This window comes from Cohaesibacter celericrescens, from assembly GCF_002866925.1.
Classification (GTDB): Bacteria; Pseudomonadota; Alphaproteobacteria; order Rhizobiales; family Cohaesibacteraceae; genus Cohaesibacter; species Cohaesibacter celericrescens.
On record NZ_PKUQ01000054.1, the window covers coordinates 47,227 to 59,427 of the forward strand.

10 protein-coding genes are annotated in these 12,201 nt (G+C 50.4%); 8 read left to right on the forward strand and 2 right to left on the reverse strand.

Annotated features, from left to right (window positions below; genetic code table 11):
• Window positions 1-122 precede the first annotated feature (122 nt).
• The 5 genes from C0081_RS20675 (at window position 123) to C0081_RS20695 (ending at window position 5,325) form a co-directional block, all read left to right on the forward strand.
• A complete protein-coding gene (locus tag C0081_RS20675; protein ID WP_101535638.1) occupies window positions 123-1,253 on the forward strand; it encodes a tetratricopeptide repeat protein in 1,131 nt (376 codons plus the stop codon).
• A gap of 238 nt (window positions 1,254-1,491) precedes the next feature.
• Window positions 1,492-2,055, forward strand: a complete 564-nt coding sequence (gene efp / locus C0081_RS20680) for an elongation factor P (protein WP_101535639.1) — start codon at window positions 1,492-1,494, stop codon at window positions 2,053-2,055.
• 166 nt (window positions 2,056-2,221) lie between these two features.
• Window positions 2,222-3,019 (forward strand): inositol monophosphatase family protein, encoded by a 798-nt coding sequence (locus tag C0081_RS20685; protein ID WP_101535640.1) that lies wholly within the window; start codon window positions 2,222-2,224, stop codon window positions 3,017-3,019.
• Window positions 3,020-3,192: 173 nt separating this feature from the next.
• Window positions 3,193-4,230 carry a flagellar motor protein MotA gene (locus tag C0081_RS20690; protein ID WP_101535703.1) on the forward strand — a complete coding sequence of 346 codons (1,038 nt, stop codon included), beginning with the start codon at window positions 3,193-3,195 and terminating at the stop codon, window positions 4,228-4,230.
• Window positions 4,231-4,296: 66 nt separating this feature from the next.
• A complete protein-coding gene (locus tag C0081_RS20695) occupies window positions 4,297-5,325 on the forward strand; it encodes a peptidoglycan -binding protein (protein ID WP_101535641.1) in 1,029 nt (342 codons plus the stop codon).
• 11 nt (window positions 5,326-5,336) lie between these two features.
• Here C0081_RS20695 and C0081_RS20700 read toward each other — a convergent pair whose 3' ends face one another.
• On the reverse strand, window positions 5,337-7,112 hold the full coding sequence (locus C0081_RS20700; RefSeq protein WP_101535642.1) for an ABC transporter transmembrane domain-containing protein: 1,776 nt from the start codon (window positions 7,110-7,112) through the stop codon (window positions 5,337-5,339).
• Between the two features lie 424 nt (window positions 7,113-7,536).
• Between C0081_RS20700 and rpmE the strand changes: the two genes are divergently transcribed.
• The gene (gene rpmE / locus C0081_RS20705; RefSeq protein WP_101535643.1) at window positions 7,537-7,761 is read left to right on the forward strand and encodes a 50S ribosomal protein L31; all 225 of its coding nucleotides are present in this window, start codon (window positions 7,537-7,539) and stop codon (window positions 7,759-7,761) included.
• A 206-nt stretch (window positions 7,762-7,967) separates the two neighbouring features.
• Here rpmE and rcdA read toward each other — a convergent pair whose 3' ends face one another.
• Complete coding sequence (gene rcdA / locus C0081_RS20710; RefSeq protein ID WP_101535644.1) at window positions 7,968-8,516, reverse strand: protease adaptor protein RcdA; 549 nt, start codon at window positions 8,514-8,516, stop codon at window positions 7,968-7,970.
• Between the two features lie 824 nt (window positions 8,517-9,340).
• Between rcdA and C0081_RS20715 the strand changes: the two genes are divergently transcribed.
• The gene (locus tag C0081_RS20715) at window positions 9,341-10,339 is read left to right on the forward strand and encodes an NAD(P)H-quinone oxidoreductase (protein WP_101535645.1); all 999 of its coding nucleotides are present in this window, start codon (window positions 9,341-9,343) and stop codon (window positions 10,337-10,339) included.
• Between the two features lie 166 nt (window positions 10,340-10,505).
• Window positions 10,506-12,053 (forward strand): TadE/TadG family type IV pilus assembly protein, encoded by a 1,548-nt coding sequence (locus C0081_RS20720; RefSeq protein WP_101535646.1) that lies wholly within the window; start codon window positions 10,506-10,508, stop codon window positions 12,051-12,053.
• Window positions 12,054-12,201 lie beyond the last annotated feature (148 nt).

Sequence of the window (12,201 nt, forward strand, 5' to 3'; positions counted from 1 at the left end):
ACCATTCTAGCACCGAAACGGGTCAATGAAACGGATCACAGAAAGGTCCCATTTTTAAATTATGGTCGGTGTAGACACACAGCGTGTCTGAAGAATAATTCGGTTGCAAGGAATCCAAACAATTGACACCTCTGTTTTCTGGTTTTTTAGCCGCCTATCGATATCTTCCCAATCGTTTATGGCGCACAGGTTCATTGCTGAGCATCGCCATTGTGGCCGCTCCTCTCTATATATCATCAAATTTTGCAATGGCACAGCAATCAACCGAGGTCACAAAACCTGAGGCACCAAAAGCCAACACTGCAAACGACAGCACGCAATCGCAACAGACAGCCGAAAAAGACCAAACAATCAAAGATCAACCAGATAAAGTCATTTTGCCGACGACAACATCCAACCCTTTTAGCATTCCCCAATTTGAATTGCCCTCCAGCGCTGCTTTTTCAGCCTATCAACGCGGTTATTATTTAACGGCGTTTGATTTGGCTACCAAATTGGCTGGGATGGGTGAAGTTTCAGCGCAAACTCTCTTGGGCGCACTCTATCTGCATGGCCAAGGTGTCCCCAAAGACCCAAAGCTAGCCGCAGACTGGTTCTCCATCGCAGCAGAAAAAGGAGACCCCGAGGCACAATTTGCTCTCGGTTTACTCTACACCCAAGGCAATGGAGTGGAAAAAGACTATAAAAAAGCCATCCCTCTGTTTGAAAAAGCCGCGCAAAAAAACCAAAAGAATGCGCAATTTAATCTAGCGTTGCTTTATCTGCAAGGCCAGCTGGTTAGGCAGGATGTGACCAAAGCCATGGATTTGTTTACCAAATCGGCCAGCCAAGGATTGCCTGACGCACAATATGCGCTGGCCAACCTTTATATGTCAGATCTCTTTCCAACACCGAATGTGGAACAAGCCAGCTATTGGATGCGGGAAGCAGCCAAAGGTGGATTTGCCGATGCCCAATTGGAGTTTGGCCTGATGGTCCTCAAGGGTCAGGGTGTCCAACAAGACTACGCAGCCGCCCGTTCTTGGATAGAGCAAGCCGCAACCGCTGGACATGTTCTGGCGCAAAACCGCCTTGCGCGCATTCTAGCCCGCGGCTTTGGAGCACCACCCGAGCCGGTTAAGGCGGCGCAGTTTTATCTGCTCTCCAAGAAGGCCGGCAAAAAAGATGATTGGCTGGAAGATTATTTCCAAAAGCTACCAAATAGCGACAAGGAAAAAGCGCTAACGGCATTAAATGAAAAGTCTGTTTGGTAGAATAAAGCCTAAAAACCGGCACAACAAAGACGCAGGGTTTGTCACAGCAAGCCGTGATTGACTAATTTTGAGCTGGAAAAATGCCAAAAGCCTTGCAAAAGCGCCATGAATGTGGTCCTACAGAGCACCCGTGTCGAGCGATTATTACGATAAGTTCTATCGGCGCGAACATCCTTTTATATGAAGCAGGATCGCAGCTGCCAATGTGTCACGCATCCTGCCAGCAAGATGGCTAGTTATGAAAATCAATGGTAACGAAATCCGTCCTGGCAATGTGATCGAGCATCAGGGCACCATTTGGGTCGCAGTTAAAGTCAATGCAGTGAAACCAGGCAAAGGCGGAGCGTTTGCTCAGGTTGAATTCAAAAATCTGATCGACGGACGCAAGCTCAACGAACGTTTTCGCGCATCTGAAACCGTGGAACGCATCCGCCTTGAACAGAAGGATTTCACCTTTCTGTATGAAGAAGGTGAAAATCTTGTTTTCATGGACACCGTTAACTACGACCAACTAGAACTGAACAAGGAATTTGTTGGCGAACGTGCAGCTTTCCTTCAGGACGGCATGGCTGTGGTCGTTGAACTGCACGAAGAACGTCCGATCGGCATTCAATTGCCGGACCAGGTGACCTTGGAAGTGACAGAAACCGAGCCCACCATCAAAGGCCAGACGCAGTCGTCGTCCTATAAGCCTGCGATGTTGAGCAATGGTGTGCGGTGCATGGTGCCGCCGTTTATCGCTGTCGGCGAGAATATCGTGGTAGACACCAACGAGATCATCTACGTAAAACGCGCTGACTAACACAGCGACGCAAGACCGCTGCACGCATCTCCATTGGGATTGATGCGTGCTTTTGTTGTGACGGGCATACAATCCAGATCGTCGTCACATTCGACACATAAATTTGCGCTCGCCTATGATCTGACAGATAGATAAGGCAGCGCCAGTCACCTAGGACGCACAGAAAATGGCTCGTTCCGCTCTTCTCAATGTCATGGTCCAAGCCGCTCTTAAGGCTGGACGCCGCTTATCTCGTGATTTCGGCGAATTGGAAAACCTTCAGGTTTCCCGCAAGGGGCCAGGCGATTTTGTTTCCAGCGCAGACCTTCAGGCCGAACAAACCATCAAGGAAGAGCTGCAAAAAGCCCGCCCGAATTTCGGCTTCCTGATGGAAGAAAGCGGTGAACACGAAGGGGCGGATAAAAGCCATCGCTGGATCATAGACCCTCTCGATGGCACGACCAACTTCTTGCACGGCATACCCATGTTTGCCATTTCCATTGCACTGGAACACGAAGGCCGCATCGTCGCCGGTATCATCTACAATCCGGCAACCGATGATCTGTTCACAGCAGAACGTGGCCGTGGTGCTTTTTATAATGATCGCCGCATGCGCGTTGCTGCCCGTGACGACTTCCACGATTGTGTCATTGCCACAGGCGTACCACACCTTGGCCGCGGCAGACACAAACCTTACCTCGACCAACTGGAAACCATCATGGCCGATGTGTCCGGCCTGCGCAGTACCGGCTCGGCTGCCCTCGACATGGCCTATGTCGCAACTGGCCGTTTTGACGGATATTGGGAAGAATTTCTATACCCTTGGGACGTTGCTGCGGGCATTTTGTTGGTACGCGAAGCAGGTGGTTTTGTCACCGACATTAACGGTGGAGACGACATGTTCAAGAGCGGCTCAGTCATCGCTGCCAATGAAGCCATTCGTCGCCATATCCAGCATGGCCTAAAAAAAGCACAAAACAAATGACATCATTGGTGATCTGACACCCGGCCAGATCACATCTTTCTGGCCATCAACGTAAAAAAATCTATAATACCCCTTTTCCTCAGCGAGGAAATTGGGCAATGTCTTTAGGCTTGGATGAAACAAATCATTCGGGCCATTTTGGCCTGCTCCCACGCAACCAGAAAAGACGGACGATGACCAGCGAGTTGGATCCATATAAGCTAGCAAGTCCACAACGTTACCTGTGGCGTATGCTCATTTTCATTGGCGCAGCTGCGTTTATTCCCCTCATACTCTATCGCCAGATTCTCGAAGCCTTCTGGAGCAACCCGCTCCTAAATGCGATGATTTTCTTTGTCCTGGCGGTCGGCATCTTTCTGGCAATGCGTCAGGTTGTACGCCTGTTCCGTGAGGTCAAATGGGTGAATAATTTTCGCCTCGGTGATCCGGGGCTGGAAGTCTCACGACCACCGATCCTACTGGCACCAATGGCCACTCTATTGGGTGACCGTGTTGGCCGTATGGCGATCAATACCTCAACGATGCGCTCCATTCTTGAATCAGTCGGCATGCGCCTCGATGAAGCCCGAGATATTTCCCGATATTTGACGGGCCTCTTGGTGTTTCTCGGTCTACTGGGCACTTTTTGGGGTTTGCTGCAAACCGTAAGCTCCGTTGGCGACGTCATTCGCTCCCTGTCTGTGGCATCCACAGATGTCGGTGTGATCTTTGAAGATTTAAAAGCCGGTTTAGAAGCCCCGTTGAAGGGCATGGGCACAGCCTTTTCATCCTCTCTTTTTGGTCTTTCCGGCTCACTGGTACTTGGGTTCCTAGATTTGCAAGCGGGTCAGGCACAGACCCGTTTCTTTACCAATCTGGAAGACTGGCTTTCCACCGTCACCGACATTCGTGTCGAAGATCTCGAGGCTGGCTATGGCGAAGCATTGGGCAACGGCAACAACCAACAGCTTGTCTCAGTGCTTGAACAACTGTCCCGTAAAATCGATGGCGTGAATGCAGATGGCAGTGCCAATTCTGGCCGCACAGCAACCACCGCTATGGCCAATTTGGCCGAAGGCATTCAAGGACTTGTTCAACATTTGCGCTCAGAACAGCAATTGATGCGTGAGTGGGCTGACCAGCAATCCACCCAGCAAGAAGAAATCAAGCAGGTGCTGACAAAACTAAACACCGTTCTATCGTCGGCCGACTCGTCCAGCGAAAACAAATAGACGAACCAAGAGTACCGCAATCCGATACATTGCTTTCGGCCTGCACAAAAATCATGAGGATGTCAGATGGGTCTGTCCCGCAATCGCCGCAATGAACCTAGAGCCGACTACTGGCCTGGTTTTGTCGACGCCATGGCGACCTTGCTGCTGGTGCTCATCTTCTTGCTAACCGTATTCATGGTTGCACAGTTTTTCCTCAGTCAGGAAATTTCTGGCAAGGACACTGCACTGAACAAACTCAACAACCAAATCGCTGAATTGACCGAGCTGTTGGCTCTGGAACGCGCTGGAAAACAAGATTTGGAGAGCTCTATTCTGAGCTTGCAAGCCGGGCTTGAAAGCACTGAGGCTTCCCGAGACCGATTGTTGCTGCAGTTGGATTCTCAAGCGGGTGATAAAGACAGCGCAGGCGGACAGATCGCGTCCCTGACCAAGACCCTCGAAAATGAAAAAGTCATTTCACAACGAGCTCTAGCCCAAGTGGAACTCCTCAACCAACAGATCTCAGCTTTGCGCCGCCAGATTGCTGCGCTTGAGGACGCGCTAGATGCCTCTGAAAACAGAGACAGGGAAAGCCAGACCAAAATTGCCAGCCTTGGCAAACGCCTCAACATCGCTTTGGCCCAACGGGTACAAGAGTTGTCTCGTTACCGGTCAGATTTTTTCGGTCGCCTGAGAGAAATCCTATCCCAGCGCTCCGATATACGCGTGGTGGGTGATCGCTTTGTTTTTCAATCCGAAGTGCTGTTCCCGTCTGGTGGCGAGCGCATGAAAGAAGAAGGCACCGGAGAACTGGATCGCCTTGCCGAAGCCATTCTGGAATTGAGTCAAGATATTCCTGAGGAAATCGATTGGGTGCTGCGTATTGACGGCCACACCGACAATCGCCCGATCAACAGCGCCCGCTTCCCATCCAACTGGGAATTATCCGCCGCCCGAGCCATCTCAGTGGTCAAGTATCTCATATCCAAAGGCGTCCCGCCCAAGCGATTGGTCGCAGCTGGTTTTGGCGAATTTCAGCCCCTTGAGGACGGAGACGACGACGAGACACTGCGCAAGAACCGCCGCATCGAGCTAAAACTCACCCAACGCTAATCGCGACTCGATCACACCTCTAGGTCGTCACCAAATTGCAGGCTTGCGAGCCGCGCGTAGAGACCCTTTTGCGCCACCAAACTGTCATGGTTGCCTTGCTCGACCACCTGTCCCTTTTTGAGAACAAGTATGCGGTCCGCTTTTTTCACCGTCGCCAAGCGGTGAGCAATAACGATTGTCGTGCGTCCAACCATCATGTCGTCCAACGCAGCCTGAACCAGAGTCTCGCTTTCAGCATCCAACGCGCTCGTGGCTTCATCCAACAGCAGAATCGGCGCGTCTTTGAGAATCGCACGTGCGATCGCCAACCGCTGTCGTTGACCGCCAGATAAGGTCACGCCGCGCTCACCAATCAGCGAATCATAACCATCGGACATGTCGCAAATAAACCCATGCGCATGCGCTGATTTGGCGGCCTTTATAATATCTTCCCGGCTGGCTCCATCCCGACCCATGGCGATATTATCTGCCACAGACATGGCAAAAATTACGGGTTCTTGTGGCACCAAGGCCATCGCACTGCGCAAGTCGTGCAGCGACACCTGATCAATCGGTTGACCACCAAGCAGCAAACGACCTTTTTCGGTATCGTAGAAGCGCATCAACAGCTGAAATATGGTCGTTTTTCCTGCACCGGAAGGCCCCACAATAGCAACCGTTTCTCCAGCCTGGATTTCAAAAGACAGATCCTCAAGAACAGGGCTCTTCTCTGCATTAGGGTAATGAAAACAAACCTGATCAAAAGTCACAGAAAGCGCAGCAGCGGCTGGCAAAGGCAGCGGATTGGTCACCGACTGGACATCAACGTCTTCGTCCATCAACTCCATCAATCGCTCAGCCGAACCGGACGCTTGGGATATCTCGCCCCACACTTCGCTCAAGCCGCCAAGGCCCGCAGCAGCCATGGTAGAATAGATAACGAATTGACTGAGCGCGCCAGCCGAGAGGGTTCCGGCGGTAACATCCTGCGCTGCATACCAAAGCACGCCGACAATGGACGCGAAAATGAAGAACATAGCAAAGGCAGTCAGCAAAGCGCGGGCCCGTACCGAGTGACGGGCAGCGCCAAAAGCTTGCTCAATTGACTCGCCAAAGAACCCGTTAACGCGCTTTTCCTGCGTGAAGGACTGTAGCACTCGCATGGCCCCTATAGCCTCTGTGGCAAAAGCGGAGCTGTCAGCCAGCCTATCCTGTGCAAAGCGTTGTTTCTTGCGCACCCATCGCCCCAGCCCCACCAAAGGCAAAACAATGAAGGGGATCGCTCCCAATACAAGCAGAGACATCTCAGGGCTGGTGATCACCATCATCACAGCTGCGCCAATAAACAGCACAAAGTTCCTCAATGCCAAGGAGGCACTCGCTCCCACCGCCGATTTGATCTGGGTAGCATCTGCTGTCAAGCGAGAGACAATTTCACCACTGCGCACCCGATCGAAAAACTCGGGCGATAAAACCGTCAGCTTGGCAAAGACATCACGGCGCAAATCATTGACAACCCGCTCGCCGAGGATAATGACAAAATAATAGCGGCTCGCACTGGCCAGAGCCAAAAACAACACTGCAACAATCAACCACCCCGTATAGTGATCCACCATTGCAACATTGTCCTCAGACAATCCTTTATCAACCAAGCCGCGCATCAACAACGGCAGCGACAAAGTAGCGAAAGAAGCAACCAAAAGCGAAGCCAATGCGGCCGCTACCGCACCGCGATACCGCATGGCATAGGGTGCAAGGCGGACCAGTGGCTGCAGGCGAAAGGAAGATGCGACATCGGATTCGGCCATGGATACTCCAAAACTATAAGCTGCGCCCAACGCGCCATGCAAAGGCAGGCAAATTTGATAAATGCACGGCCCAAATTTCTATTCACCAGACATAATCTGATTTTTGCACTTTATGAGACCCCATTTCGCTTCGGGTCTGCATTTTTCCCTCTCTACATAGGTATCAGGCTTGTATATCTCAACACACTGCGCTATAGGAACCCACGAATTATCTCTACGGCTGCGTGGCCTAATCCGCCCCGCAGCTTAACTTGTTGGATCTCGCAGATCGTCCAGCAGCATCGCTGCGGCATCGCGATCCGAATGAACATCGCCAAAAGTCCCCTTGGTTTTTTGGATCACGATGTGCATCAAACAAATTTTGGAGCATTTTTCGTCATTGATAGGAATGCGAAAAACACTCTAGTGCTAAGGACGTTCTAAAATGAAAAAAGATATCCATCCAGAATATCACATGATCAAAGTTGTCATGACAGACGGCAGCGAATTCACAACCCGGTCCACTTATGGTTCTGAAGGCGCGACCCTCAACCTGGACATTGATCCAACCTCCCATCCTGCATGGACTGGCAACACCAACCAGCTGCTGGACCGTGGTGGACGCGTTTCACGCTTTAAAGACAAATTCTCCGGTTTCTTGGGCTCTTAATAGCCAAACGATTTTGTCTCAAAACGATCAGACCCGGTGCACCGCACCGGGTTTTTTCATGCCCTCCGTTTAGATGCAGATGCATTCAAATGAGCAAGCCATTTCCAGCCACAAAAAAAGGCGCCCAAAGGCACCTTTTCTCTCACAATAGTTCTAAAGATCAACGACCGAACAATCGCCTCGTAGCCCGCAGCTTCAAGCCGATGTCATTGCTCTGCTGTTTTGGCGGCAAAGGCATTGGCAATCAATCCAATTTGGTCCCCAACAGGATTGGCTTGCTCTACACTTTCCTCTGGTTCGAGCGATCTTTTCGAATAAATCACTTCATCCAGATGACGAATGCGTTTCTGCAAATGCAAAGATTGTTCGATCAAGGCGCGCAATCGAAGAGGCAACTCGTCCCAACCCGGTCCGTCCTTGGGCGTGGTCAGTCCGTGCAATCGAACTTTGTTCTTTTCCTGTCCCGCTTGCTCCAAGCTCATTTCGCCTTCGTTAACGGCACGCTGCAACAACAACCAAGAGGCCATTTGCATCAGACGAGTGGTCAGACGCATGGATTCGGTCGCATAGGCAAGCGACGCGACGCGCGGCAGGCTCTTGGCTTCAGCACGCCCATCACCGTCTAGATAATCTGCAGCTTCTTCTACCAAAGACATCCCGTCCCGAAACAAAGCTTTGAAACTGTCTGAGTCGGCCAACTTGGCACCGAAGGAGACTGGAGTAGTATTTAAATTCTGACTACGCTTGTCGTTCATATGACCTCCAACTGTCTGGTACTGCCTAGCATGACCGATGTGTCAGATTCAAACAGGCAATTCATCAATGTGTCACTTACGAGGATATCAAGCACAAACTGTGCCAATAGACCAAACCGGTCTTGACAGCCATTTGAGCACGCAAAGACGAGACAGATGACACGGCCCCAAAAATCAAGTTAGCAGAAGGCACCCTATGCTATCAACGCTTCTTGGATCGGAGGGGCCTATATTTGCTCACATCATCGCTTGATCACAGATCAGCCACGACATTGGGGCGAAAGCATGGCTGAATTATGAACCATTGCCCTTATTGTCGCATCGCGGATAGCAAGTTTTACACATTCAAAATCAAATTAACATAAATGAAACAAACACTTAAATAAAGATCCTATAGATGAAAACCAAGAATAGGCTCAAAATTGAATGCTAAATTGCCACACCTGATACAAAGAAAAAAAGAGCCGTAAAGAACGGCTCTTAGGTGTTGACAGGGAGGCGTCAAACAAAGTGACAGGAGGCACTCGTCATCCAAATAAAAAGGATACTATTCATTAACGTTTAATTTGGTTACCAAATAGTTAATACGCAGGTAAAGAAAAATTAAATCCCATAATGAAGCAACAAACACAAAATCGTTTCAATTGAAGACTTTGGTACAAAACACATTATATATTCATTAACTATAAATACTTGCGGTAGAAGACACACCCCATCATTCCCGTACGCCCTTAAATCCCCAATTCACACCTTTGGTCATAGAGCCCATTTCCCAAACGGCACCGATAGGCTAAAACTGCATGCAACAACAAGGGAGATGCCCCATGCCACAGCACACCGAAATGAATGCCATCATCGCACCAGAACCCGGCGGCCCCGACGCTCTCGAGATCACCCGCCGCCAGGTGCCACACCCCTCAGATGACCAAGTTTTGATCAAAGTAAAGGCTGCTGGTGTTAACCGGCCTGATTGCATTCAACGAGCAGGGCACTATCCCCCACCTCCCGGAGCCTCGGATATCTTTGGCCTAGAGATAGCAGGAGAAGTCGTTGCACTCGGCGCCAATGTTAAAGACTGGGCCATAGGGGACAAAACAGCGGCTTTGGTATCTGGTGGCGGCTATGCTGACTATTGCCTAGCACATAAGGGGAGCCTGCTCCCCGTCCCAGACGGCTGGAGTTTTGTAGAAGCCGCAAGCTTGCCCGAAACCTACATAACTGTCTGGCACAATGTATTTCAACGTGGGGTGTTGCAACCCAACGAACGCCTTTTGGTCCACGGCGGATCGTCCGGCATTGGCATGACGGCCATCCAGTTGGCCAAGGCCTTCGGTTCACAGGTTGCGATCACCGCAGGCAATCAAGAAAAATGCGATGCTTGCCTGGCGCTCGGCGCAGACTTGGCAATCAATTACCGTGAGCAGGACTTTGTCACGGAAATCAAAAGCTGGACCAACAAGAAGGGCGTTGATGTCATCCTCGATATGGTCGGCGGCGATTATATTTCAAAAAACTATGTCATAGCCGCTCAAGATGGGCGCATTGTACAGATCGCCTTCTTAAAGGGGGGAGTCGCAGAAGCCGATTTTCGTCGCTTAATGATGAAGCGACTGGTTCACACCGGATCAACCCTGCGCGCCCGTTCCGATGAATTCAAAGCGACCATTGTCGATGAATTGAAACAAAAGGTCTGGCCTCTCTTCGCTGAAGGTGGGTTGAAACCACAGATATTCAAAACCTTCCCGCTAGACCAAGCAGCCCAAGCCCATCACTTGATGGAAAGCTCCAACCACATCGGAAAAATCATGCTGACTTTGGAATAGCCCTGAATATTCAGGCAATGCATTAAAGGTTTGTTCACCCATGCAGGAGGAATACAGGGCATTTGCGACGATTAGTGCAATTTTGAAATAAATTAGTAAGGCTCATTCGCTTCAATTGGACAAAGTTTGCTTCAATGGTCCCCGAAGGGCCTGAACAGGATTTGCCATGCACGGGTTTGCCATTCCCTTTCTGCGCCATTTCAAACGCGCGGCCAACGCAATTACAAAGCGACCTACGATCAAAAACGAACGGTCCTTCGCATCGGACGAAAGCGGTGCTATTGCCGTTATTTTTGCAGCCGTCTTGATACCGATAATACTGATGCTCGGAGCTGCGGTTGATTATTCCCGCATCGCACTGACCCGCTCCGAAACTCAGGATGCGATTGACGCAGCGACGTTGGCCGCCGTCAAAAAAATCTCTCAAATGACCGACTCCGAAGTGCGCTCGATGATCGAGGCCTATGTGGACGCCAACTTGTCGTCCAGTGTCAGTGTCAATATTGATCTTGTTGAGATAGAACGCAATCCTAGCGCGCTAAAAGTCTGGGCCAGTGGCTCGACAGACACGACCTTCATGCGCATTGCTGGCATCAATACGTCTGATTTCAAGGCAAACAGCAGTGCGGTTGCGTCAGACAAGAGCATCGAAGTGGCTCTGGTGCTCGACAACTCGGGGTCAATGAGTGGCTCCCGCATCACAGCCTTGAAAGAAGCAGCGACGTCTTTGGTCGACATTCTGGAAGAGAACCAACAAAATACCGAAGACCTGAGTATTGGCGTCGTTCCTTTCAACCACCTTGTCCGTGTTGATACTGACAGTGCCGACGACACCTCATGGTTGGATCTGGATGTCAAAACATCAATCCACCGCAACAATCTGCCAACAAATTCCAACCGCTTTGACCTGTTCGAAACGTTAAAAGACCCCTACACAGGCAAATCGGAAGAATGGGAAGGCTGCGTTGAGGCGCGCATGCACCCCTACGATATCAAGGATACGGCACCAAACGACAGCTTCAAAGAAAGCTATTTCCTGCCATTCTTCTACCCGGATACGAGAGAACATTTCGACAACCAATATAATTCCTATAATTCTTATTTGCCGAACTCTGTAAGCAAAAACAGCCCTTCGAAAAGCATATGGAAAGAATTCGGCGAATATTATCAGCAGACCTTCACAAAGAACCGAGGCCCTAACTACAGCTGTTACGTCAAACGCCTGTTGCCTATGACAACGAATATGGATGCAGTGCGCACACACATCAGCGGTTTGGGAGCAAGCGGCAACACGAACATCCATCTGGGAACCATTTGGGGATTGCGCATCCTGTCACCTCAAGCACCTTACACTCAGGGCCGCAGTCATTCTGACGATGAGAATGTCAAATTCCTGATTGTAATGTCCGACGGAGCCAACACCTACAGCAGGTATCAAGCTTATGGCTGGAGCAACGATGGGCGTATCTCAGGGGCAAGCAGCACAGTAAAAGAAATGAACAACCGAACATTGGAGGCCTGTTCAGCGGCAAAAAGCGAAGGCGTCATCGTCTACACCATCGCTTATGGTAATGTCGGATCATCAACGACAACCATGATGCAGAACTGCGCCACATTGCCAGCCAATGCTTTTACTCCGCAAACCACATCGGACATGGTTGCCGTATTTAAAGAAATTGCCGCTGCACTCAACACCATTCGCCTTACAGACTAGGCAAAAAGAGCCGAGCAGCAATCAAGACCATCAGAAAACGGCTCAAAAACGTCATTTGGGCCGTTTTCCTATTTGCGCATGTGCAGCATTCCAAGTATACTAGGATTATTCCCTGCAGTTTTAGAGAATTTCCAGAAGGCCGATCCGG

Bases quoted from the DNA above. Each gene is read 5' to 3' on its own strand.
- C0081_RS20695 (WP_101535641.1), top strand. From the start codon at position 4,297: ATGGGTCTGTCCCGCAATCGCCGCAATGAACCTAGAGCCGACTACTGG.
- efp (WP_101535639.1), top strand. From the start codon at position 1,492: ATGAAAATCAATGGTAACGAAATCCGTCCTGGCAATGTGATCGAGCAT.
- C0081_RS20720 (WP_101535646.1), top strand. From the start codon at position 10,506: ATGCACGGGTTTGCCATTCCCTTTCTGCGCCATTTCAAACGCGCGGCC.
- C0081_RS20685 (WP_101535640.1), top strand. From the start codon at position 2,222: ATGGCTCGTTCCGCTCTTCTCAATGTCATGGTCCAAGCCGCTCTTAAG.
- C0081_RS20715 (WP_101535645.1), top strand. From the start codon at position 9,341: ATGCCACAGCACACCGAAATGAATGCCATCATCGCACCAGAACCCGGC.
- C0081_RS20690 (WP_101535703.1), top strand. From the start codon at position 3,193: ATGACCAGCGAGTTGGATCCATATAAGCTAGCAAGTCCACAACGTTAC.
- rcdA (WP_101535644.1), bottom strand. From the start codon at position 8,516: ATGAACGACAAGCGTAGTCAGAATTTAAATACTACTCCAGTCTCCTTC.
- C0081_RS20700 (WP_101535642.1), bottom strand. From the start codon at position 7,112: ATGGCCGAATCCGATGTCGCATCTTCCTTTCGCCTGCAGCCACTGGTC.
- rpmE (WP_101535643.1), top strand. From the start codon at position 7,537: ATGAAAAAAGATATCCATCCAGAATATCACATGATCAAAGTTGTCATG.